The 24,536-nt window shown below is 39.5% G+C and carries 24 protein-coding genes and 1 tRNA gene; 15 read left to right on the top strand and 10 right to left on the bottom strand.

Annotated features, from left to right (window positions below):
- The first annotated feature begins 98 nt into the window (after positions 1-98).
- On the top strand, positions 99-218 hold the full coding sequence (locus TOL2_RS24065) for a 30S ribosomal protein bS22 (protein ID WP_456072996.1): 120 nt from the start codon (positions 99-101) through the stop codon (positions 216-218).
- A gap of 61 nt (positions 219-279) precedes the next feature.
- Here TOL2_RS24065 and hflC read toward each other — a convergent pair whose 3' ends face one another.
- Complete coding sequence (hflC, locus tag TOL2_RS07255; RefSeq protein WP_014956856.1) at positions 280-1,221, bottom strand: protease modulator HflC; 942 nt, start codon at positions 1,219-1,221, stop codon at positions 280-282.
- Positions 1,222-1,224: 3 nt separating this feature from the next.
- Complete coding sequence (hflK, locus tag TOL2_RS07250; RefSeq protein WP_014956855.1) at positions 1,225-2,313, bottom strand: FtsH protease activity modulator HflK; 1,089 nt, start codon at positions 2,311-2,313, stop codon at positions 1,225-1,227.
- A gap of 225 nt (positions 2,314-2,538) precedes the next feature.
- Here hflK and TOL2_RS07245 point away from each other — a divergent pair, with 225 nt between their 5' ends.
- The 7 genes from TOL2_RS07245 (at position 2,539) to TOL2_RS07215 (ending at position 6,800) form a co-directional block, all read left to right on the top strand.
- Positions 2,539-2,877, top strand: coding sequence for a DUF721 domain-containing protein (locus tag TOL2_RS07245; protein ID WP_014956854.1), 339 nt, complete (start codon positions 2,539-2,541; stop codon positions 2,875-2,877).
- Positions 2,858-3,580 carry a tRNA1(Val) (adenine(37)-N6)-methyltransferase gene (locus TOL2_RS07240; RefSeq protein WP_014956853.1) on the top strand — a complete coding sequence of 241 codons (723 nt, stop codon included), beginning with the start codon at positions 2,858-2,860 and terminating at the stop codon, positions 3,578-3,580. Before TOL2_RS07245 ends, TOL2_RS07240 begins: the two co-directional genes overlap by 20 nt.
- A 45-nt stretch (positions 3,581-3,625) precedes the next feature.
- Positions 3,626-3,717 (top strand) — tRNA-Ser (locus tag TOL2_RS07235).
- 22 nt (positions 3,718-3,739) lie between these two features.
- On the top strand, positions 3,740-5,437 hold the full coding sequence (gene dnaX / locus TOL2_RS07230; RefSeq protein ID WP_014956852.1) for a DNA polymerase III subunit gamma/tau: 1,698 nt from the start codon (positions 3,740-3,742) through the stop codon (positions 5,435-5,437).
- Between the two features lie 17 nt (positions 5,438-5,454).
- Positions 5,455-5,763 carry a YbaB/EbfC family nucleoid-associated protein gene (locus tag TOL2_RS07225; RefSeq protein ID WP_014956851.1) on the top strand — a complete coding sequence of 103 codons (309 nt, stop codon included), beginning with the start codon at positions 5,455-5,457 and terminating at the stop codon, positions 5,761-5,763.
- 7 nt (positions 5,764-5,770) lie between these two features.
- Entirely contained in the window at positions 5,771-6,370 is a 600-nt protein-coding gene (recR, locus tag TOL2_RS07220) for a recombination mediator RecR (RefSeq protein ID WP_041279345.1), read from the top strand.
- Positions 6,360-6,800 carry a YkgJ family cysteine cluster protein gene (locus TOL2_RS07215; RefSeq protein WP_014956849.1) on the top strand — a complete coding sequence of 147 codons (441 nt, stop codon included), beginning with the start codon at positions 6,360-6,362 and terminating at the stop codon, positions 6,798-6,800. The genes recR and TOL2_RS07215 overlap by 11 nt, the downstream gene beginning before the upstream one ends.
- Positions 6,801-6,819: 19 nt before the next feature.
- Here the strand turns inward: TOL2_RS07215 and TOL2_RS07210 are convergent, their stop codons facing one another.
- The 4 genes from TOL2_RS07210 to TOL2_RS07195 form a co-directional block, all read right to left on the bottom strand.
- A complete protein-coding gene (locus TOL2_RS07210; RefSeq protein ID WP_014956848.1) occupies positions 6,820-7,638 on the bottom strand; it encodes an OmpA/MotB family protein in 819 nt (272 codons plus the stop codon).
- 23 nt (positions 7,639-7,661) lie between these two features.
- Positions 7,662-8,420 (bottom strand): motility protein A, encoded by a 759-nt coding sequence (locus tag TOL2_RS07205; RefSeq protein ID WP_014956847.1) that lies wholly within the window; start codon positions 8,418-8,420, stop codon positions 7,662-7,664.
- Between the two features lie 3 nt (positions 8,421-8,423).
- Entirely contained in the window at positions 8,424-9,764 is a 1,341-nt protein-coding gene (locus TOL2_RS07200; RefSeq protein ID WP_014956846.1) for an HD domain-containing phosphohydrolase, read from the bottom strand.
- Positions 9,765-10,021: 257 nt separating this feature from the next.
- Positions 10,022-10,573, bottom strand: a complete 552-nt coding sequence (locus TOL2_RS07195) for an HD domain-containing protein (RefSeq protein WP_014956845.1) — start codon at positions 10,571-10,573, stop codon at positions 10,022-10,024.
- A 122-nt stretch (positions 10,574-10,695) separates the two neighbouring features.
- Between TOL2_RS07195 and TOL2_RS07190 the strand changes: the two genes are divergently transcribed.
- Positions 10,696-11,724 (top strand): LysM peptidoglycan-binding domain-containing protein, encoded by a 1,029-nt coding sequence (locus tag TOL2_RS07190; RefSeq protein ID WP_014956844.1) that lies wholly within the window; start codon positions 10,696-10,698, stop codon positions 11,722-11,724.
- A 36-nt stretch (positions 11,725-11,760) separates the two neighbouring features.
- Here TOL2_RS07190 and TOL2_RS07185 read toward each other — a convergent pair whose 3' ends face one another.
- The 4 genes from TOL2_RS07185 to TOL2_RS07170 all read right to left on the bottom strand — a co-directional run bounded on the left by TOL2_RS07185 (position 11,761) and on the right by TOL2_RS07170 (position 17,274).
- A complete protein-coding gene (locus tag TOL2_RS07185) occupies positions 11,761-13,584 on the bottom strand; it encodes a GspE/PulE family protein (RefSeq protein WP_014956843.1) in 1,824 nt (607 codons plus the stop codon).
- A 130-nt stretch (positions 13,585-13,714) separates the two neighbouring features.
- On the bottom strand, positions 13,715-13,903 hold the full coding sequence (locus tag TOL2_RS07180; RefSeq protein WP_041279344.1) for a 4Fe-4S binding protein: 189 nt from the start codon (positions 13,901-13,903) through the stop codon (positions 13,715-13,717).
- A gap of 117 nt (positions 13,904-14,020) precedes the next feature.
- On the bottom strand, positions 14,021-14,992 hold the full coding sequence (locus TOL2_RS07175; protein ID WP_014956842.1) for a hypothetical protein: 972 nt from the start codon (positions 14,990-14,992) through the stop codon (positions 14,021-14,023).
- Complete coding sequence (locus TOL2_RS07170) at positions 14,989-17,274, bottom strand: cysteine synthase (protein ID WP_014956841.1); 2,286 nt, start codon at positions 17,272-17,274, stop codon at positions 14,989-14,991. Before TOL2_RS07170 ends, TOL2_RS07175 begins: the two co-directional genes overlap by 4 nt.
- A gap of 153 nt (positions 17,275-17,427) precedes the next feature.
- On the opposite strand from TOL2_RS07170, the gene TOL2_RS07165 reads away from it, so the two are divergent.
- From TOL2_RS07165 to metG, 6 genes are all read left to right on the top strand, one after another.
- The gene (locus TOL2_RS07165) at positions 17,428-19,650 is read left to right on the top strand and encodes an LPS-assembly protein LptD (RefSeq protein WP_232508091.1); all 2,223 of its coding nucleotides are present in this window, start codon (positions 17,428-17,430) and stop codon (positions 19,648-19,650) included.
- Complete coding sequence (locus TOL2_RS07160; RefSeq protein WP_014956839.1) at positions 19,647-20,171, top strand: UpxY family transcription antiterminator; 525 nt, start codon at positions 19,647-19,649, stop codon at positions 20,169-20,171. Before TOL2_RS07165 ends, TOL2_RS07160 begins: the two co-directional genes overlap by 4 nt.
- A gap of 82 nt (positions 20,172-20,253) precedes the next feature.
- Positions 20,254-20,529 (top strand): HU family DNA-binding protein, encoded by a 276-nt coding sequence (locus TOL2_RS07155; protein ID WP_014956838.1) that lies wholly within the window; start codon positions 20,254-20,256, stop codon positions 20,527-20,529.
- 19 nt (positions 20,530-20,548) lie between these two features.
- The gene (locus tag TOL2_RS07150; protein WP_014956837.1) at positions 20,549-21,583 is read left to right on the top strand and encodes a DNA polymerase III subunit; all 1,035 of its coding nucleotides are present in this window, start codon (positions 20,549-20,551) and stop codon (positions 21,581-21,583) included.
- Positions 21,576-22,388, top strand: coding sequence for a PSP1 domain-containing protein (locus tag TOL2_RS07145; protein ID WP_014956836.1), 813 nt, complete (start codon positions 21,576-21,578; stop codon positions 22,386-22,388). The genes TOL2_RS07150 and TOL2_RS07145 overlap by 8 nt, the downstream gene beginning before the upstream one ends.
- Positions 22,385-24,313, top strand: coding sequence for a methionine--tRNA ligase (gene metG / locus TOL2_RS07140; RefSeq protein ID WP_014956835.1), 1,929 nt, complete (start codon positions 22,385-22,387; stop codon positions 24,311-24,313). The genes TOL2_RS07145 and metG overlap by 4 nt, the downstream gene beginning before the upstream one ends.
- The last annotated feature ends 223 nt before the right edge of the window (positions 24,314-24,536 follow it).

Raw genomic sequence — 24,536 nt, 5'->3', positions numbered from 1 at the left:
ATCCGGTGCCTTTTTATACCAAAATAAAAAATGGACATTTAAATAAATATTATGCTATAGTAACTATTTAGCGAATTTAAAATAAAAAAATAATATAAATGTATACAAAGGAGGTGATTTTTTTGGGTAGTGTGATTAAAAAGAGAAGGAAAAAAATGAGGAAACATAAACACAGAAAACTCCTTGCCAAAACCAGACACCAGAGAAAGAAAAAATAGCTGGTGTAATCTGCGGAGTATTGAGTTGCAAACCATTCAACTCAATACTCGAATATTCTTCCTACCGTTCAATACCCTTAAAGTATTTCATAAAATCAGAATCCGTTGAAAGAATCAGCGTACTGTCTTTTTTCATGGTCTTCTTATAGACTTCCATTGTCTTTACAAATGCATAAAAATCCGGGTCAGCACCATAGGCATCCGCATAAATCTTTGTGGCAGTTGCATCAGCATCACCCTTAATCTTCTGAGCATCTTTATATGCCTGGGATTTGATCACCTGGAGTTCTTTTTCTTTTTCACCCCGTATATTGCTTGCCTCACCCATACCCTCTGCCCGGTATTTTTCAGCGATTTGATTTCTTTCGGCAATCATCCTGTTATAAACAGCCTGCCGAACATTTTCAATATAGTTGATTCTTTTTATTTTTACATCCACAAGCTCAATACCGAACTGTACCAGTTTTTCACCAGCCTGTTTTACGATTCTTTTTGTAATCTCATCGCGGCCCAGGTTAATTTTATATTGAACCCTTTTTCTGTTCTCATCAACAACCGATTCAAATGTATCCATGGGTCGATCCGTATTTCGAACACTTTCAACAAGAGGATAGGATGTCACAAGGTTTCTCATGGCCGGATCAATGATATCATCCAGACGCTCAATCGCTGCCAATTCATTGTTAACGGTCTGAAAATACTTGACAGGGTCAACAATTTTCCATCGCGCAAAGGTATCCACCCATATATAGGTTTTATCTTTTGTGGGCACCTGACCTGGGTCACCATCCCAGGTTAACAGATTATTTGGAAAAAAATTGGCAATTTGAAAAAACGGCAGCTTGAATTTCAAGCCAGGCTCGGTAATAGGCTGCCCCACAACTCGACCAAACTGGGTTATAACAACCTGTTCGGTTTCATCAACAATGTAGGCAGAACTGTAAGTTAATAAAACAGCAACAGCAACGACAATCAAAAACAACGGTTTTATAATACTATTCATTTTTTACTCACTTTTATTAAGGAATCTATTTTGAGGAACTGCCGCAGATTGACCACCACCCATATTTAAAAAAGGCAGCATATTTTTTTGTTCAGAGTCAATAATATACTTTGTCCCAAGATTGGGGAAAATTTCCAGCATGGATTCCAGATACAGTCGTTTTTTTGTCACATCCTTGGCTTTTGCATAGGCCTGGTAGATTGCTGAAAATTTGGTGGCATCCCCCTGGGCACGGTTAATCCGGTCAATGGCATACCCTTCAGCATCCTTAATCACCCTTTTGGCTTCACCACGGGCTAAAGGAACAGCCTTGTTGTACTCTTCCCTTGCTTTATAAATCGTCTGCTCTTTTTCCTGAATGGCCTGATTAACCTCATTAAAAGAAGCCTGAACAGGTTCCGGAACATTTGTTTTTTTCATTTCAATTGTTACAATATTAATACCGGACTGGGCCTGATCCATCTCTTTTTGAAGAATATCCTTGGCAGCCAGAGCAATCTCTTCTCGTTTGCTGATGACCTCATTGATACTCCTGTCCCCCACAACTGTTCTCATGGTGGCTTCCGACATGTCCCTTAAAATAGCCCTGACATCTTTAACCTTGAACAGATAATCCCTGGGATTTGAAATCCTGTATTGCACAATCCAGGGAACCACTGCCACATTAAGATCCCCGGTCAACATCAAAGGCGTTTCCTGAGAAGAACTGCTTGCGAGTCTGTAATTGCCGGAACCTTTGACCGCTTGAAAACCGAACTCTTCCTTATAGACTCTTTTCACCTTTACCTTGGTGACTTTTTCAATACCCGAAGGAAATTTAAAATTCAAGCCCGGTTGAGCGATTCTGTCATATTTTCCAAATCGCTGAATAACACCGACTTCATCTGTTTCAATGGTAAAAAACGTGGATGAACCGAAAAATAAAGCCGCAATAACAATCACAACAAGAAAAACCCCCGGAAATTTAAAGCTTTTAAACCTGTTCAAAAGCTCATCCATCTGGGGCGGCCTTGGCATACTTGGCCCGCCGCCTTCTCTCTTGTGTTCGAACTTCTGCTGATTTTCCCTTAATTTTTCCCAATCCCAATTCATAAACATTATCCTGTAAATTATTTTTATAAAAACTCATAGTATGAACGCAAAATATAACCATATTTATATTTATCAAGCCCAAAAGGCAATATTTATTTGAAACAGGTCATTGAGAAGGATTTCGGGCAAGCATCCAACCCCAAATATATTTGGGGTATATTCCGGTCTATTAATATGGTATGAATATGCCAAAAAAAATCATCCTTAAAGATAAGGAACACTCAATTGTATAAACACACTCAATTGAACAAAAAAAACAAAAACAGCGAATTGATTCACATCAAAGACATCTTAACTTCCGCGCTTGGCAAATACAGACCTGCGATGGATACCCAAATGACAAGGATATGGGACATCTGGGATCTTGCTGTCGGAAAACCCATTGCAATGAATGCCAAACCCGATGCTTTTAAAGATGGAATACTCATCGTCAATGTATCAAGCTCATCATGGATTCATCAGCTTAAATTCCTTGAAAAAGAAATGATCTTAAATATAAATAAACAACTTGACCATAAACTGGTGAAGCAGATTCGGTTTAAAATTGGAAAAATCATCAGCTGAATCTTTCTTTGATAACGGAATAAAGGTATCCCAACCTGAAAACGGCTATCGGTTTTCCATGGATCCGTTTATCCTTGCTGCACATATCCAGCTAACAGACACAAAACATCTCCTTGATGTGGGATGCGGATGTGGCATAATGCCGTTAATCCTGGCTTACAGGCATTCTGCGATTAGAATCACGGGGATTGAAATACAAGAGGAATTATCCTTTTGTGCCAGACAAAACAGTATTAATCACAAGCTGGATAAAACAATTAGTATCATTAATAAAGATATTAAAAACATACTTATTTCCGATATAAACGGAAAAGCAGATATAATTATTTCAAACCCTCCTTATAAAAAAAAGAATTCCGGCAGACTGAATCCAAACACTCAAAAAGCAATTGCACGCCATGAAATAACTCTTGATATTGATATGCTTTTCAAGTGTTCAAGCAGATTGATTAATGAACAAGGAAGGGTTTATATTATCTTTCCTGCAGAAAGGATATCCGACCTGATACTGGCCATGGAATCGTATAAATTTTCCCCTGTTTATTTAAGGTTTGTACACATAAAAAAAAACACCGGAGCCAGGCGCGTCATTCTCTGTGCAGCTAAAAACAACAAAAAAACCTGTACTGTCTCACCGCCCCTGTATATCTATAATTCTGAAAATAAATTAACAAATGAGTATATTTCCATGTTTAAACCTTGACACAAATGCAAAAAGAGTCTATTTTGCCCGAAGCAAATTTAATAAGGAGAGGTGACCGAGATGGCTGAAGGTGCACGCCTGGAAAGCGTGTGTATCCTAACCGGGTACCGAGGGTTCGAATCCCTCCCTCTCCGCCACTGATCGGTCATACCGGATAACATGTCATACCAAGTTTTAGCAATCAAATACAGACCCCAGACATTTGACGACGTTGTTGGTCAACCTCATGTTACCACCACCCTTACCAATGCCATTTCTTCAGACAGGGTTGCCCATGCCCTTCTTTTTACGGGACCCAGGGGCACAGGAAAAACAACCATTGCAAGAATTTTAGCCAGGGCAATGAATTGCAAAAAAGGGCCGACTCCCTTTCCCTGCAACACCTGTAAAATTTGTACGGACATTATTGAAGGGCACTGCACAGATGTGTTTGAAATTGACGGGGCATCCAACAACAGCGTGGACCAAATAAGGGATCTAAGGGAAAATGTAACATATATGCCGTCATCGGCACCCTATAAGATATATATTATTGATGAAGTTCATATGCTGTCTACTGCTGCATTTAACGCCCTGCTCAAAACCCTTGAAGAACCGCCTGACCATGTGATGTTCATCTTTGCCACCACTGAAGTCCATAAAATCCCGATCACCATCCTGTCCAGGTGCCAGAGGCATGACCTGGGCAGAATTTCGCTGCCATTGATTTCCGGTCACCTGCAAATGCTTTGCAGCCGGGAAGGATTTAATATTGAAGCCCAAAGTCTTGACCTCATTGCTCAGGAAGCAGACGGCTCCATAAGGGATGCATTAAGCCTCCTTGACAGAATATTGTCCTCGGCCAAGACCCTGAAAATTGAGCATCAAACAGTTCTGGACGGATTGGGTATCCTTGATAGGCAGATCCTGCATGATACGTCGGCTGCAATTTTCAAAAAAAACGGGGCGCAACTCATTGAGATAATTGAAAACATAAACGACTCAGGAATTGATCTGAAAAAATACTATTCTGATTTAATTGTTCATTTCAGAAATCTGAATGTCATTAAAATTTGCGGCAAAGACAGCCCTAATGCACATATAACTGATTCTGAAAAAGAAATTTTTTTTCAAGCAACTGCCATGCTGTCCAGCAGTTTTATCAACACTGTTTTACAAATTCTTCTGGATGAAGAATCCATGATCAAATACTCATCACATACCAAAATAGCTATTGAAATGGTACTGTTAAGACTGCTTCAAATAAACCCGGGGGCACAAATAGATCAAATCATCAGCAAGCTTGATGGTCTTGCAAATCAGATAAATTCAACTGTTTCATACTCCGATCATAAATTTGAACCGGTACAAGAATCTGCTGCAAATTTTTTGGACACTAAGAACAATGACATTCCGGTTGAAAGAGATATACCGACGGCAAATCATGCTCCAGCTGTCAGGGAAGCTTTGCCGGTACATGTATATCATGCAAGTCAGGATGTTGAAAAACCACAAAAAGATGCCCCCCATGAAAAAACATGGCCGGGATTTTTAAACAGAATAGAACAAACCCTCCCCTTTATGTTTGTCCTTCTATCAAAAGGTGTTGCACAAGAAAAAAATACCAATGAAATTATAGTTGAATTGAAAGATTGTTCGTCCTTTGATAAAAACCGGCTTGAAACAAAAAAAAATGAACTGAAAAAAGCCTGCAAAGACTTTCTTGGAAAAGATCTTACAATCAAAATAGTGTCTGAAAACAAACCATTAACTGAAAACAAAAAAAAAAAAGAAATAAAAGCCAGACAAGCAGCTTTCAACCACCCCCTTGTTGTTGAAGCCCAAAAAATGTTTAATGGCGAGATAATCAACTATTAAGACAGGAGTGACAAACCATGAAAAACATGAATACCATGATGAAACAAGCTCAAAAACTTCAGAAAAAAATGCTTAAAACCCAAGAGGAGTTGGCAAAAAAAACTGTTGAAGCTTCTTCTGGCGGTGGTATGGTCAAAGTAATTGCCAATGGCGGCCAGAAAATCGAATCCATTGTTCTGGAAAAAGAAGTGGTTGACCCGGAAGATATTGAAATGCTTCAGGATCTTATTATGGCAGCTGTTAACGATGCCTTAAACAAATCCCAGGAAATGGTATCTTCTGAAATGGGTAAACTTACCGGGGGACTCAACATTCCCGGTCTGTAAAAAAAACATGATGCATTATCCCGAACCAATTTTAAAATTGATCAACAGTTTGTCAAAGCTGCCGGGTATTGGAAAAAAAACTGCTGAAAGGCTTGCGCTTCACATTCTCCATGCCCCGGATCATGATGTCGCAACTCTGGCAACCGATATCATTGAACTGAAAAGCAGCATTCGACTGTGTACTGTTTGCTTTGCCCTGAGCGACAAAGACAAATGCCGGGTATGCGCAGATCCGTTAAGGGATCAAACACTGATTTGTGTTGTAGAGAATCCCACGGATATGGGAGCAATCGAAAAATCAAATTCTTTTTTGGGGACCTATCATATATTGGGCGGTGTACTTTCTCCCATTGACGGCATAGGCCCGGATGACATAAGGATCAAAGAGTTGTTTAAAAGAGCTGATCCACGAAAGGTAAAAGAGATTATCCTTGCAACTAAAACCAATGTTGAGGGCGAATCCACAGCTTCCTATATCCTTGAAAAGCTTAAAAGAACAAACATCAAAATCACAAGAATTGCTTCGGGTATCCCCATGGGGGGAGATTTACAATATATTGACCAGCTGACTATGCAAAAAGCAATGGAAAAACGATATGGATTCTGAATATAGAACAGGCAATGATATTTTTGAGTGCCGGCAATGCGGGGATTGCTGCAAGGGATTTGGCGGCACTTATGTAACTGAACAGGATATCATCAATATCTCAACATATATCAATTTTGATCCAAAAAAATTTGTTGCCCGTTATTGTGACACATCAGGATCACGCTATGTTTTAACACTGGGGATAGACGGATGCTGTATCTTCTTTGATAAAACCAGACAATGCACTATTCATCCGGTAAAACCATATATGTGCAAAGCCTGGCCTTTCATTAAAACCGTTATAGGACATCCTGAAAACTGGAATGCCATGGCAAACTCCTGTCCGGGCATGAAAAAGGATATTCCGCATAAAAATCTGGTAAACATCGTTACAATTGAAAAAGAAAAGCTGGACAAAAAAAAGCAAACTGTTAAGTCTGTTTTATAACTTATAGGTTGCTCCCATACTATTTTCCCACACCCATATCAGCAAATTGCCTTGCAATACTGTCTCGTTCATAAACGATTTCAACCCTTCGGTTCAATGCTCTTCCCTTTGCCGTATCATTTGTGGCTATTGGGTGATAGTGGGCATAACCTTCTGCTGAAATATATTGAGGGGGAACCCCGTTTTGAACCAGCAGGCGAACAACCTTTGAAGCCCTGGCACTTGAAAGCTCCCAGTTTGAAGGAAAAACAGCAGATGAAATGGGAAAACTGTCTGTGTGACCTTTTATTTTGACATGGTATGCAAGCTTGGAAAGCACGGCAGCAACTTTTCTTAAAATATCATTTCCTTTTTCAGACAGGTTTGTCCCCCCTTCGGAAAACAATAAAAGATCAGACAAAGTAATCACGATACCATCTTCGGTCTTTGTTACACTGACCTCACCTCCCAGCTTGTTGAACAAAACAAGCTCCCTGACTTCACTGACAATGTCCTCCATCTCTTTTTCGATCATCCCGCCAAGCTCATCAATAGCCTGGCTTTCAGACGGTTCTTCAGATGGAACCGCGTGCATGGTAAGCCCTTCCCTTATACCTGCTTCAGGTACTGCTTCAGCCCCCAAGGCGCTTCTTAAAGACTTTACAAGTTCTTTATAGGTTTCCTGCTGAGTAGTACTCATGGCAAAAAGAAGAACAAAGAAACACATCAAAAGTGTTACCAGATCAGCAAATGTTGCCATCCATTCAGGCGCACCTGCTTTTTGCTTTTTTTCCTCCGCCGGCGGAGTCGAAAGAGTTAACTCTTCTTCTGCTTCCTCTGAAGCCATATCATCAGCCATATGGTATTCTCTTTTTAATTAAATTATTCTTTGCTTTCTTTTGAACCGTCCAGATAAATATTTAACTTATCCTCCATAAGTTTAGGGTGTTCGCCTTCCCTTATAGAAATAATCCCTTCGAAAATAATGTTCATGTTAACCATTTCTTCTTCATTGCGGCAGGTCAGTTTATCTCCCATGGGAATAAAAAACAGGTTGGCCAGAACTGATCCGTAAAACGTGGTAATCATTGCAACCGCCATTTTCGGACCAATGGACGATGGATCATCAAGATTGGCAAGCATCTGTACCAGTCCGATCAATGTTCCTATCATTCCAAAAGCAGGTGCATACGATCCCATGCTGGCAAAAATACTGGCACCAACATCCAGTTTTTTTTTTGTCAAAGCCATCTTTTTTTGCATAATCGCTGCAATATCAGTTGTTTTCACACCGTCAACCGTCATCTGCAAAGCCTGTGCAAGATATGGGTTACCGGCATTTTGTATATCCCCTTCAATGGAAAGAAGCCCACCTTTTCTTGCTTTGTTGGAAATTTCAACCAGGTTGGTAATAATTTCATTTGTCGGCTGAAGTTTAAAGATAAAAACTTTCATAGTTGTCTTAAATATACTTAGGAAATCCTTGAGGGGATAGGCTATCATTGAGGCCGCCATGGTACCGCCTAGAACAATCAAAATCGAAGGGATGTTGACAAAGGTCATGAGACCGCCGCCAAGCAGTATGGTTCCAAGGACAAAGCCCATGCCTGAAACAATGCCGATAATCGAAGATAAATCCATTTGCTAAGCCCTTATATAAACAGTTTCATTAACAGGATATTCCCGGTTATATTTTTTAATTTTATCAATAGCATCTTTTGTAAGCAAAGTATTCACAGAAAAAAGTTTGGTTCCCGTATTTGTAAACAACGCGGTTCCAAGGCTCATCCCAGGTTCAAGCTGATGAACGCCGACACCTTTTACCCTATATGAATCAGATCCCATATGAAGAACTGCATATGTTTCAAGCCACACAACAATATTCGGATCAAGCCTTGTACCGGAAAATCCCTCTAATTTTTCCAGAAAATTTTCAATGGATGTTACATCTTTTTCGTTTTTAAGGGTATCAAACACATCCGCACCCGATAATATCCTTGATAATAAAGGAATATATCTTCTTTTTAATCTTTTCGGACTGCCGGTTCCATCTGCATTTTCATTCAAATACCGAATAATCTGCGCACAATTACCAAATTCGGTACAGGTTGAAAGAAGATCAGCGCCTTTGACCGGATACTGCACAAACAAATCTTTTTCATAATCCGTCAGCTGATCTTTTGCTTTGTTTAATATGACCTGAGGAATAAAAAGAAGGCCAACTTCGTGCAACATAGCAGCTTTTTTAAGATCCTCCAACTTTTTTTCATCCAGTTTAAGTTGTTTGCCGATAAAATGAACAATATGGGCAACACGTTCACCATGGCCCCTGTTTTTTTCAATTCGAGCTTTAATCAACCTGGAAAGAATTTCTCCAAATCCTTCCATATTATCTGCAAGATTTTTTTTTAATTCACTTTTTTCTTTTTTTAACCGATTGCGCTCACCTGTCATATGATTGATTTGTTTTAACACATTATTGAGCATGGTTCGCTCTTCAAAAAGCTCTGCCTTTGTTTTTTTAACCTCGTTTTTAAATTTATCCAGATATTCAAAGGTTTTTTCTATTTTCCTGTCCCGGGCAAGTATCTTTTGTTGCAAATGTTTAAGCTGATGATAAATATTGTATTTTTCTTTAAGTTCCCGGATAAAAAACGGTTTGATTAAAAATTCATCAATACCCATACCCAGCAACGCTAATCTGTTCTCAGGTTCCGGAAATTCAGACAAGACAAGAAAAACAGCGGGTTTGAAGATAGATGCTGTTTTAATAAGTTCATTAACGCCTTTTTCAAAGCCCTTTAATGTATTGGCATCCGAATCAATAAGGATAAGATCCGGGGCTGTTGATTCAACCTGATCGGAGGCGTTAAAAAAATCATCACATGTGTTTAAAATAAATCCATTCTGCTTTGAAAATTTCGACAGATCATCCCTGATCTTGGAATCATAAATATAAAGCAAAGAAATAAACTCTTTCTGCATAGCATCCTTAACGATCCATTAAACCTGATTTATTCGGACTTATTTTCATATAACGGCCATGGCAAATCACCCTGCCACAACAAATAATAAAAGGTATTTAATTTCAGCGGGTTGAAAGTTTTTTCATATAAACTTCCACGGGCAGACCTGGTCTTTCGCTCAGATTTGCCAATAACAAAACATGAAAGTCGCTGTTTGGATTTTTGAAGACTTTCATATAAAAAAACTTACATGACAGATTTATCTGCTCTTGGTAGTTATTCGGAGCCATCATTCATCCACCATTCATTCCAACGGGTTTCCATTATGCTTTGGGCCATTTGCTTGCCCATATCCGTTTCAAGTCTTTTGAGAACATCTGAAAACCATTTTTCAAGGCCTTTTGCTCCTGTGTCATCTAACTTCTTCAATTCAAGAACCAAAGATATCTGATCCGCGTCCCTGGCTAATTTTGCCTCTTTTGTTTCTCCTGAATTAAATTCATCAATAAGATTTTTTATATCATTACCAAAAGAAATGTGCTTTATCAAATGAGAAACTGCCTTGGCCTCATCAACCTTTGAATATTTTTTTTCCACATAGTTAAAATCACCTGTTCTCGCCTCTGCAATATCATGAATCAATGCCATGGTCACTAATTTCTCACAACTAATATCATCATCCATTTTAGCCATGGCAAAGCATATAAAAGCTGTTATAAAGCTATGTTCAGCAATACTTTCTTTTCCCGACCCTAGAAAAGCATATCCGGATCGAGCAAGATCCTTTAACATTCGAGCCTCAAACAATAAGTTGGCAATCTGTTTCATTTTCACTCCAGATTCTATGACCTTGATTACATGCTTTTGCAACAATTCTTGACTTTTTATAGAACAGGAGGTTAAATAAAGTCAAGTTTTTGAGATAAACCAGCACCATGCAGGAGGAAAATATGCGAAACCAGGGAACAATGACAGCAGCTTTTGCTTTCACCATTTGGGCAGTTGCTTTATGTTCGACAGGATTTGCTGGAGATGATAAAAAATTTATAATAGGCGAGGACTCAGGGTTTTATTATACCATACAAAAAGGAGATACCTTGTGGGATTTGTCTGAAAAATTTTATAATTCGCAATGGGACTGGCCAGGGCTTTGGGAGATGAATGATAACATAAAAAATCCCCACCAGATATACCCCGGAAAAAAAATAAGGATCTTTTTAAAGGAAACACCCCCAATTAAGCCAAAAATTGTAACGGTCCGGAAAACAAAAGAAAAAAAGATGCCCATCAAGATTGAAACCTCTTTTTCTCTTTCCGGAATGGATCATATAGGATTTCTCAGAAAAAAAGCACAACTGTCCCTTGGCAGCATTATCAAAGAAAAGGACGATCAGCTGATGATGTCGGCTAATGACATTATTTACATCAAACCATCAGGAAAAGGGCCACTGGTTCCAGGCAAAATCTACCAGATTTTCACGACCAGTGATGTTAAAGAAACAATCAACGACAAAACCTTTAAAGCAGTAAAACACCTGATCAAGGCAAAAGTAAAAATACTTGAACGTAAAAAAATGTATGCAACCGGGTTGATCACCAACGCATATGAGCCTGTCTATAAAAATGATTTGATCATGGAATATTATAAGCGCGATTCAATATTAACGGTTGAAGATGATCCTGGGCCCATTGATGCAAGAATTATCTGTTCCGAAGATAATAACATAATGATCAATGACTATCGGATTGCTTTTATTGATGCGGGCACAAAGGTTAAACCCGGACAGATTTACTCGATTTTCAGAAAAAACAAGCTGACAGATAATACCCTCTGGTCGCTGAAAAAAAAGAACGATTCAATTCAGCTTGAAAACCTGGAATCCGGAAAACTGATTGTGCTTCATACCGAGAATATTGCTTCAACAGTTATGATTTTATCTTCAACCTATGCCATTCACACTGATGATATGGTAAATTAACCGCTTATGATCAGCACCCAGCAGCTAATTTTAATGCTATACCTGTTCCCAGGTGACCCTCAGGATTTCCTGGTATGTGGTCTGCCCCTTGAGCATTTTTTTAATACCATTCTGACGCACAAGAACAAGCCCTTCTTCAATAGCTTTTTTTCTCAGACTTCCCAATTGTACATCAGAAGTGGTCAGCCTTTTTAAAGCGTCCGTATACGGCATGATTTCATATATCCCCGTGCGCCCCTTATAACCGGTGTTCCGACATTTTACACACCCTTTGCCATGCTTGAGACGGATCATACCCTTGGATTTAATATTAAGTCCAAGTTCGGCAAGATCTTTTGCATCCATTTCAACTTCCTGGGCACAATATGGACAGATCTTTCTCACTAGCCGCTGTGCCACAATCCCATTTAATGAGGAATGAACAAGATAAGGGGGAATCCCCAGATCAAGCAGCCTGAAAATGGTGGAGGCCGCATCATTTGTATGAAGCGTGGAAAGAACAAGGTGACCTGTTAATGCAGCCTGTACTGCCGCCTGGGCTGTTTCAAGATCTCTTATTTCACCCACCATTATAATATCAGGGTCCTGTCGAAGTATATTTCTCAAGACGGAATCAAAGGTCACATTAATCATCGGCTGCACTGCAATCTGGTTGAATTCCTCATGTATCATTTCAATGGGGTCTTCAATAGTCGTAATATTGACCTCCGGTGAAGACAGCATTTTCAAGCTTGAATAAAGGGTGGTGGATTTGCCTGATCCTGTTGGCCCTGTTACAAGAACGATACCAAAAGGCCGGGTAATCAGCTGCTTGTATCTTTCAAAATCATCTTTAAAAAAACCCAGCATTTCCAGGTCCTGAAAAAGAACATCAGGATCCATGATTCTTAACACCACTTTTTCACCAAACGCCACCGGGATGGTGGAAACCCTGATTTCAACCTCTTTGTTGTGTTGCTCTATTTTAATCCGGCCGTCCTGGGGCCTTCTTTTTTCAGCCATATCCAGCCTGGAAAGAGTTTTAATCCTGCTGACCACGGCATTATGAAGCTTTTTGGGAAGCTTGTATACGGTATTGAGTACCCCGTCGATTCTCATCCTGATAAGGCAGATATCTCGTTTGGGTTCGATATGGATATCAGAGGCTTTTTGATCAAAGGCATAGGAAAATAAATGATTTACTGCATTCACAATATGCTGATCGGTTGAGGGAAGCTCATCAAAGGATTTTAAACTGACAAACTGTTCAAGGTTGCCGATATCAATCCCTTTTGTTGAAAAAAGATCTGCTGCCGCAGAAATGGAATACTGGAATCCAAAAAATTCATTGATCAGTTTTTCAATATCCGACTTTGAGCTGACAACAGTCTTTACTTTCAGCTTTGACACCATCTCGACATCTTTGATGGCCTCATAATTAAAAGGATCAGGGGTTGCGACAATAAGCTTTCCCTCCTCGACCTTTAACGGCAGCAGCAAATACTTTGCGGCAAATGATTTTGATATGGTTCCTGTCACAAGATTCAGTTCAAGTTTCAAGGGATCAATTTTTTTATAGGGTACTTTCCAGGCTTGTGCCAGGGTTTGGTAAATCAAATCTTCATCAATTATTAGGGATGGCTGATCCTTACGTTCTATTTTCATGTACAAAATAACATCTACAAAACAAACCGGGGCGGCTATATGCCCTTTTGATCCATCTTTATCAGATTGTTTGGTTTTCTGTTTGATGAGAATATTTTTTACCCTGTTCTCATTCTTTAAAAGATCCCTGGCCTGTTGTGCTGAAATCAATTTGGCAGCCATAAGAATTTTGCAGATGGTTTGTGAAGCAAATCGTTTGTCTGTTTGATTCTGCATAAAATATTTATCCTGAAAAGATATTTTTTGGGCTTGATCACAATGTCGGCCATAAAATAAAATGCCGGGGTGATCATAATCACACCCGGCATTTTATCTATTGCATATTGCAAGTAAGATGTTTTTTAAACTAATCTTCTTCAACTACAATAGCATCTTCTTCACAAACTTCAACGCAGCTTTCGCAGCCCATGCATTCTTCTGCATTGACTGGAACTGATTTTTCATCTTGCATTTCGAAAACTTCTACGGGACATACGTCTACACATTCTTCGCAACCAACACATTTTGCCTGGTCAACAATTGGATGAAATGCCATTTTAATAGCCTCCTTAAAAAAAAATTAACATTATTATATTATAAAACCATCTTTTATATATAATCTTGTGTAAAAAATGCTTTATAACATGTGATTAATTAAAATCAAGTTTTTTTATCACTTTAATTTGATCAAACATACAGGTATCTGAATATCCGACATATTAAAGAGATTGTTAATACCGTTGCCGGAAAAATAACTGAGTTTAATCTGCCCGAAAAGAGAACATCCGTCCTTTATTTCAGGCAAATCATTTTCCCGGTTGCCACATCCTTGAATGGCATCCATCAAATAATCACAAAACTGATGTTGCCACTCGCTTTTGTTTTCACAACAATTCTCATGCACTTTTATCTGATCAATGTCAAGGGTATTTACAATATCTTTGCAATTCGACTCAAGATGATCAAAAACAGCTTCACTGGTCGTAACAAATAAAGGCATGTTACCGTCCGGTTTTATTCCCCCTTTTTGCGCCATACACCCTGACCAGGCACTGATCCGTTCCCGGGTCATTACAGCTCCAAAATCCTGACGATCGCCTGTTTTACAAGATTGGGCTTCACTTGGGGGTTCTTCTAAACCGCGCAAGGCTGAAACCATTTTTTCACGGGTTTTATCCAGATTTTTCAACTCCAGATCAATGCGCTCATTCTGCTCATCACACAGTTGCGCCATCTTTAAAAACAATAAATCGCGTTGCAAAACAGATTCATCTGATTCAACCGACTCAGCCGAGACAATACCTCCTTGAGTTCCTTTGATTTGAGATTTTATGGCAGTTACATGGGTATCACTTGTAAAATAAGGAGTGTCCCTTAGAAGAGATTTAAGATTTACTTGATTTCCCTTATGGATACTGGCCCATGCAAGATATTGTTCAAATTTTTGTTCAACCGGCTCAAGCTCATTGCGTGATGAAAAAAACGGGGTGATTTTTCCTTGTTCAAATAAGTTCTGCAGCGTTTGATCCTGCTTAAAATCAGGACTGACAGGCAAATGGTGAAATAAGGGTAAAAAAGTTAACAAAGTGTCCAACTGATTTTGTGTAATATGAGTGAATGGGAAAAATAAAAATTTTATTGTCATGGCTCCACCTTTTTATCATGAATGCTGATGCCCAACGCTGTTAACTGTTCTCGAATCTTGTCAGCCAGTTCCCAGTCATTTTGCTCTCTTGCGCAATCACGTTTTCTTAATAGATCTTGAATTGCATTTGAATATTTCGTTTTTTTATCAAAATTAAAAATCTGAAGAACAGAATCAATTTCTTTAAAGCAATGCAACAGTTTTTGGGCGCTGTCAGGATCAATTGAATTCTCATTGATCAAGCGGTTAATGGTTTTTACATTTGCCAGCAATGAAAAAACAACACCGGATATTTTTAAATCATCCTCCATGGATTCAAGAAACGATGATTTTATATTGTATATTAATTGATCAATCTCTTCATAATGATTTCCCTGCTCAATGGCACTCAAGGTAGCAAGGCATCGGTTAATTTTATCCAAGGTATATCCTGCCTGAGTCAAGGATTTTTTTGATAATACCAGGGTTTTCCTGTAATGATTGGAAATCAGCCAGAACCGAATGGTTTTAAGGGCCCACCCCTGATTTTCAAGCTCATCAAGTGTCATTGTTTCTATTTTTGGCGCACCCAAAGACCCGTCATAATGAACAGGATCACAATGCAGCCAGTACCGGGCAAGACTTGCCCCCTTTGCAGACCTTGCAATGGCGACTTCATTTTCATGATGAGGAAAAACAAGTTCCCGGCTGCCGGTTTGGATATCAAACGACTCTCCTAAAAACTTCATGGCAATGGCCGCACATTGCAAATGCAAAGAAGGTCTAACATTGCCCCATTGGGTCTTGATCCCCACACCTCTTTTGAGTTCTGAAAGACGAACCCTTTTTAACAATGTAAAATCTTTTGGGTTTTGTTTTTCATACTCGTCAAGATCAACTGTTGCACCGATTTTTATCTTATCCAGATCAGTACTTGAAAAATCACCATACTCCGGCAGACTGGCAATATCAAAATACAGGGAATGCAATTTTTCATAGGCATGCTGTTTTGAATGCAATTGTTTTGCCAGATCAACCATTTCATCAAAATGGTCTGATACTTTAGGATAGGCATCAGCCGAACGGATATTCAATTTTGAAAGATCTTGCTTGAAAAAATCAATATAGGTCTGCGTAAACTCGGGAAGGGTCATCCCGGCTTTTTGGGAACCTTGAATCGTCTTATCGTCATAATCCGTGATATTAACCACATGGTTGACGGCAATTTTATGGTATTCAATGTATCTTATGAGCAAATCCGTAAAAGCATACCGCCTGAGCTGACCGATATTGAGCCTTTCATGAACAGTGGGACCGCAGGTGTATATGGAAATTTTTTCTTTTTCAAGCGGTTCAAATACCACCTTGGATTTTGACAGCGTATTAAAAAGTGACAGGGCAATATGTTTTTCCACACAAAAAAGAGTGGTGGACAGATACCGCTCACCACTGTCCGGGAAGATCACCACAATAACGCCTTTTTTAATATTTCGCGCTTCTTCAATGGCAACCGCCATGGCAGCACCACTGCTCATTCCGACAAAAAGCCCTTCTTTTACAGCAAGATTTCGGGCTGTCTCAAACGCAGTATCATCATCAATATTAATTTTTTTATCCAGGCGGGTTTTGTCCATGATCTCAGGAGTGTAAGACTCCTTCATATTTTTGAGTCCCTGAATCTTATGCCCTAAATACGGCTCAGCACATACGATCTGGATATCCTTGTTAAACTCTTTCAAGCTCCTGGAAAGACCCATCAGGGTTCCGCTGGTCCCGATGGTGGCAACCACACAAGAAACCTTGCCACCGGTCTGTTCAATAATTTCAGGCCCCGTGGTATAATAATGGGCTTTCCAGTTGGCTTCATTATTATATTGGTCGGTCAAAAAATACTTGTCCGGATTCTCACGGGCAAGCCTGTAGGCTTCTTCAATTGCACCATCAGACCCGAGATGCTTGGGGGTTAAAATAATCTGTGCCCCCCTTGCGCGCAAAATACTTATCCGCTCAGCACTGGCATTTTCAGCCATGGTGAGCGCAATTTTATATCCTTTGACGGCACAGATCATGGCCAGTCCGATACCCGTGTTCCCGCTGGTTGCTTCGATAACGATTTTATCAGGGGTTAATTCACCGGATTTTTCCGCCTCGTTGATCATATAGAGGGCTGCCCGATCCTTGATTGAACCGCCGGGATTCATATATTCAAGTTTGGCAAAAATTCTCACCCCTTTTTCAGGATTCATATGTGTTATTTCAACAATAGGGGTGTTGCCAATAGAATCAATAATTGAAACTGCCATTTTTCATTTACCCTTTGCCTTACGGACCTGTACAAATCCTGGTAATCCTGAAGGACTTGTCTAAATCCCGGTATTCTTAACTTGACTTTTAAAGTATAAAATGGCTTTATACAGTAATTTTAATTGATGTGCAATTTTTTTACTGGAAAGAATATGTTCTGTTGGTCAAGGCAAAAGTATCCATTACTTTTTGTAATGGTTTCTTTTTTTTATATTTTTATTTCAAGCAATGGATTTGCCACAACAACTGCCTCACCTCAAAATCTCAAGGATATCCCCTGGCATATCGCCGCACGCACAGTGACTTTTGATAACAAAAAAAACCTTTATATCGCCCAGGACAATGTGGTGATAACCGGAGGCAAAACCCGGCTTGAAGCCGACTATGTTGAATTTTCAAACAAAACAAAAGATGCTTTTGCCAAAGGCAATGTTATTTTAATATCCGGCGAAGATTCCATATCCTGCAATGAAATGAATATCAATCTTTCAACCCAGACAGGCACTGTAGACAAAGGCACCATTTATATTCAAAAAAATAATTTTTATGTGCATGGCGAAAATATCAAAAAAACCGGGAAATTTTCTTATAGTGCGCAAAAAGGCTCCATCACATCCTGTTCCGGAGACTCACCTGACTGGAAAATCACGGCAAAAAACATCAAGGTTACGGTCGAAGGTTACGGCGTTGCCGATCATACGGTACTCTGGGCAAAAAAAATGCCGGCAGCCTACAGCCCTTTTCTGATTTTTCCGGTTCATACCAAACGGCAAACAGGCCTTTTAGCACCGAGAATCACTTCATCCGACAGAAAAGGCTTTGAATTTGAACAGCCTCTGTTTATAGACATATCAAGAAATACAGACGCGACCCTTTATGCGGATTACATGGCAGATCGGGGAACAAAATTAGCCACGGAATACAGATATATCCTGGATAACAAGACCAGGGGAGCCGTATTCTTTGACGTGCTTGAAGACAAAAAAACAGATGATGGAACAGAGCAGACACAAAATTATAGTTTTTCCGGGACTCCCCAAAGAACCAACAGCGACCGGTTCTGGTTAAGAATGAAACACAACCAGGATCTTCCCAATGGAGTTACCGCCAAACTGGATATTGATGTGGTCAGTGATGAAGATTACCTTCATGAATTCAAGGACGGGTTTACCGGATACACTGAAACCAGGGACTATTTTGAAAACCAATTCGGTCGCAGCATAGATGAATATACTGATTCTATAAGGAAAAACCGGCTGAATCTCAACAAAACATGGTCTACATATGCCTTAAATATGGATGCCCTGTGGTATGACAATATTAATGCCAGGCGTCAGGATACGGCCGACACGACATTGCAGACACTTCCGGGCATCCGGTTTGATGCTTCAAAGCAGCAGATCAGTGCTTCAAAATTATATTATTCTCTTGATACCGAGCTTCGTTCCTTTTACAGGCAGGATACAACCGCAACTCTTGTAAGCGGGCAAAGAGCAGATTTTTATCCTAAATTTTATATTCCTTTGAGACTTGGCAGGTTTTTGCACTTTGAGCCATCACTAGGCTTGCGGCAAACCATATGGCACACAAACGAGTTTACGGATATTAACGGCAACTCAGACAATCTTAGAACCAGACAATTGTATGATGTCGGCGCAAAACTGTCCACAAAACTGATCAAGCTTTTTGATCTGAATATGAAATGCGCTGAAAAGCTCAAACATGAACTCATCCCTAAGCTTGAATACGCGTTTACCCCGGATATTAATCAAGATGACCTGCCGGCCTTTGACTCTCTGGACAATATCGAGGAACAACACCTGATCACCTGGTCTTTGACCAATAATTTTATTTCCAGAAAATCCCATATCACACCAAAAGGAAAACAGATATCAACCTACCGTGACATTGCCTATATCAAATTGTCCCAAAGTTATGATATCAACAAAGAAAAGGACAACGAATTAAGGCCGTTTTCAGATATCACAATGGATGCGGAGCTTTCCCCAAACGATTTTATCCGTCTTGACATGGATCTTTCCTGGTCTCCCTATGACAACCATTTTAACGGTTTTAACATCGGGAACACTCTCTCAGACAACAGAGGAGACCGGTTAACAACAGAATACCGTTATTCCAGAACTCTTTCGGAATCACTGTATTCAAAAATAAATATCGCCCTCACCCAAGAAATAACCGCATATTATTCCATTGAAAAGAACCTGAAAGAAGATAGGGATGTGGAAAAACAGGCAGGACTATCCCTGAAAAAGTCCTGCTGGACATTCAATCTTTATTTTTCGGATTCACAGGACGAACAAAGTATCAGCTTTCTGATAAATCTTCACGGTATAGGAGAGTTTGGAGCAACATGATTGAAAAATCAAACTGGTTTGCCCTTCTGACAAGAAGTAACTTTGAGCAAACGGTGTACACGAGTATTGTAAAAAAAAAGGTTGAGGCTTTTTTACCAACAACAAGAAAAAAAAGCCAGCGCAAAGACCGAAAACTCATGATCAAAGTACCGCTTTTTCCGGGATATATTTTTGTACAATCAACATTTAATGCTGCCGACCAACTCAATATTTTAAAAACCATAGGAGCTGTAAGACTATTGGGCAACAAATCAGGACCATTGCCCATTCCCCATTCACAGATTGAATCCTTAAAAATCCTTACCAGCGCAAAGAAGGATCTTATCACCGGTTCCAATATCCGCATGAAAAAAGGCGACCCTGTGATAATTTTAGAAGGCCCCATGGCCGGGGCAAGGGGAGAATTTACACACTACAAGGGAAAAGGCCGTGTTATTATCAAAATAGAAGTTTTAGGACAGTATGCCGGTGTTGATATTCATGAAGACAATGTTGAGAAACTGCCTGACTTATTGTCATAACCCCTTGACTTTTTATCAAATATTCATTAAAACCGTTTAAAAAATAACAAGCTTGCACCATTCAATATATTAAAGAGGAAGCATGAATAAACTTGAATTAATTTCCGCATTAAAAGATAGAGCCGACCTTACAAAATCCGAAGCATCAGAAATTATTAAAATATTTTTTGACTCGCTTTCCGAGTCGTTTATAAAAGGTGAAAGGGTTGAAATAAGGGGTTTTTGCAGCTTTCATATAAAAGAGTACAAAAGCTATACCGGCAGAAATCCGAAAACCGGCCAAAAAGTCACCATACCTCCCAAAAGGCTGCCGTTTTTCAAATGCGGAAAAGAATTAAAGGAACGGGTAGATTATTAACAAATATGGGTATCAAACCATGTCTGATTTTGATCAAGAGCAATATCAAGCAAGCGTCTTTCTTGAGTTAACACATATCATTCAGACAAACAAAATTCCAAATGCCCTTCTTTTCTCCGGCAATGATAATACCGGAAGAAAAAAAGCGGCATTTTTCTTTGTAAAGGGGTGCAATTGCCTGGCAAATGCACCAATTGCCTGCAACGCTTGCAAGTCCTGCCTCAAAATAGAGGCACAAAGCCACCCTGATGTCCTGTGTATTGACCTTCAAAAAGACAAAAAAATAATTTCCATATCCCAGATTCGTGAAATGGGCTTGACCATTTCTTCCAGGCCTAATGAAGCCAGATTCAGAATGGTATTGATTTTGAACGCGGATCTAATGAATAACCAGGCTCAGAACGCATTATTAAAACTGCTTGAAGAGCCGCCTGAAAAGACATTTTTTATCCTTATTGCCAACAAAACTTCATTGCTGCTTTCAACCATTATTTCCAGATGCCGTAAAATCAAGTTCAAACCATTGAACGACAAACTCATTGAGCAATATCTGATAAACAATTTTAATATTGACAGGCCTTTTGCCAGGATTGCATCAAGAACAGCCGATTCTGATATAAAAAAAGCCATGATGTATTCGAATCTGGATGATGATGAGAATAAAACAGACTGGATCAAAAGGCGGCAGTGGCTGATCAATACCCTGGCAGGCATCATTACAACAGAAACAAGCGACTGTATATCAAAAACTTTGATGCTGTCACAAAAATTAAGCCTTAATCCCGACCTTATGGATGACACGATAGCTATTATGAAAACCTTTTTCCGGGACTTAATGATTTTTAAGGTTCATCCAAAAAAAATAGTTAATCTTGATTTTTTTGACACTTTTGCAGATATTAACCGGATGGTAAGATCAAATAAATTTTTAGAATGGACTAAAAATCTGTATGAAACAGAAAAAAGGCTGGCCTCAAACTGTTCCCTGAGATTAACCTTGGATAGATTTTTCCTTAAAATTGTTACAAACAAAGGAAACGGTGTTTATGATTAAAGTTGCTGGTGTTAAATTTAAAACAGCAGGAAAAATATATGATTTCAACTCAGGTGCTTTTGTACTCAAAGAGGGCACCCGGGTTATTGTAGAAACCGAACAGGGTCTTGGATTCGGTAAAATTGCCATACCTCCCGTTGAAGTTGAAGCTGTTGAAAAAAAATTAAAAGAAATTGTCCGTGTTGCCACCAAAGAAGACTTCCTTCAAAGAGAAGAGATAAAAAACCTTGAAAAAAAAGCATTCTCTTTTTGTATTAAAGCCATCAATGATCTGGATCTGTTCATGAATCTGTTCAGTGTTGAAAGTACATTTGACAAAAACAAGTTGACCTTTTTCTATACTGCTGACGGCAGAATTGATTTCAGAGAACTGATTAAACTGCTGGTAAAAGAATTCGGCATTCGCATTGAAATGCGCCAGGTCGGCATTCGCAATCTGTCAAAACATTGCGGCGGTGTGGGAAAATGCGGACGAGAGCTTTGCTGCTCCTCTTTTATGCACACGTTTGAACCGGTTTCCATCAAAATGGCAAAAGAACAGGGACTGTCTTTGAATCCCACAAAAATTTCAGGGGTTTGCGGTCGGTTAATGTGCTGCCTGACCTTTGAAAATGAAACCTATAAAAACCTTAAGCGCCAGATGCCCAAACTTGGAAAAAGAATAACAGTGGAAGAAGGCCAGGGAAAAGTTATCCGGCAGAATGTTTTAAAAGAAAGTATCACCATTCGTTTAGAGGATAATACTGAAATAGAAAAAACCATACGGCAACTGAATAACTCAAAAACAGGATCTACCCGACAATGAACACTCAAAAGCAATATTTTACAACCCCCATATATTATGTCAATGCAAAACCCCATCTGGGTCATGCCTACACCTCCATCTGCGCTGATGTTGCAACACGATTCAAGCAGATGGATAACCATGACACCTTTTTTTTAACCGGAACCGATGAACATGGGGACAAGATTGTCCAGGCGGCAAAAGCCAGGCAAACAACACCAAAAGAGTATGCCGACATAATCAGCAAGCTGTTTCAGGATTTATTGCCTGTATTAAACATTAAAAACAACCGATTTATCAGAACAACAGATCCAAATCATATTCAAGTGGTCAAAAAGGTTCTGTCAAAAATTTATGAGTCAGGAGATATCTATTTTTCAAGCTATGAGGGACTGTATTGTTTTGGATGTGAACGCTTTTACCAGGAAAGGGAACTTGTGGACGGCAAATGCCCGGATCATGGAACCGCACCCGAGATTATAAAAGAATCCAATTATTTTTTCAAAATGAGCAAATACCAGGAATGGCTCATCAATCACATTAAAACCAATCCTGATTTTATCCGGCCTGCCCAGTACAAAAATGAAATTCTTTCTTTTTTAAAGGAACCCCTGGAAGACCTTTGCATTTCAAGACCGAAATCCCGGCTGACATGGGGGATAACCCTGCCCTTTGACGAAGATTATGTCACCTATGTCTGGTTTGACGCCCTTGTAAATTATATTTCAGCACTGGAATACCCTGATGGTGAGCGGTTCAAAAAATTCTGGCCCACAACCCGCCATTTTGTGGCAAAAGACATTATCAAGCCCCACGGGATTTACTGGCCCATCATGCTCAAAGCTGCTGGAATACCGATTTATAATGGCTTGAATGTTCACGGGTTCTGGAATGTCAAAGGCAGCAAAATGTCCAAAAGCATCGGTAATGTCACAGATCCTGTTCAGGTGACGGCGCAGTACGGCGTGGATTCTTTCAGATATTTTCTCATGAGGGAAATGGTCTTTGGCCTGGATGCAAATTTCACAGAGGAAACTATTGTCTCAAGAATCAACTCAGACCTTGCAAATGATCTTGGAAATGTTTTTTCAAGAATCCTTTCCATGACCCATCGCTATTTCAATGGCGAGGTAAAAGGATTGGACCTGCAAATCGAACAAAAAAAATCCCTGTCCCTGGAATCTGATGCAAAAACTGCCATTGATGCTTTTGAACAAGCCATGGCCGTGTGTGAATTCCATAAAGGCGTGGGAGCTGTCTGGCAATTTATCAGCATCATGAATAAATATATTGATACCAATGAACCCTGGGCTCTGGCCAAGGATGAAGCCAACACCCCTGTTCTTGCAACGGTTCTGTATAACCTGATCGAGGGGTTACGGGTTGTTTCCTGCCTGATTTATCCTATTATGCCTGACACATCCTATAAAATGCAAAAAACCCTTTGCATGGCAAAAAAGGAAAACGGATTTTACACCCTGGAAGAAACAGCTTCATGGGGACAGATCAAACCAGGAACACTGGTAGAAAAACCCGGGATATTGTTTCCAAGAATTGATACGGATAAAATCCCCCCCAAAGAAACTGTTGCAGCCACCAAGTCTTTTAAACCGGCATTAAAAAAAGAAATCACAATTGATGATTTTGCAAAAATTGATTTAAGGACAGGAACCGTTGTAAAGGCTGAGAAAATTGAAAAATCCAACAAGCTATTAAAGCTTCAGGTGGATCTTGGTGCTGAGGTGCGGCAGGTCATTGCAGGAATTGCAAAGGACTATACACCCGAACAGATCGTAGGCAAACAGGTGATTGTTGTTGCAAACTTGAAAGAAGCAAAACTTATGGGAGAACTTTCCCAGGGGATGATCCTTGCCGCCAACAACAAAAAAAAGCTTGTGCTGTCCGGTTTTGACAAAAAAATTGTGCCGGGAAACCAGGTAAAATAATGGCAATATCTCTTGTATCAATTTCCATTGTATCGTATTGTTGCAATTAAATTCATCGGTACAAAGGTTTTGGATTAAAAAAGACCAAACAACCTTGACAGTGTGGATTACTTCAAACTCCACACTGTTGGGCAGAACTTTTTACCAGCCTGACCTGACAATACTGAATTTACCACAAAAAACAGCACGATCAATCAAAATTTAAACACAATAGAAACGATAT

Origin of the sequence: Desulfobacula toluolica Tol2 (assembly GCF_000307105.1) — a bacterium.
Taxonomy (GTDB): domain Bacteria; phylum Desulfobacterota; class Desulfobacteria; order Desulfobacterales; family Desulfobacteraceae; genus Desulfobacula; species Desulfobacula toluolica.
The sequence above is the reverse complement of the archived record's forward strand: the minus strand, read 5'-3'. Positions and strand labels throughout refer to the sequence as shown.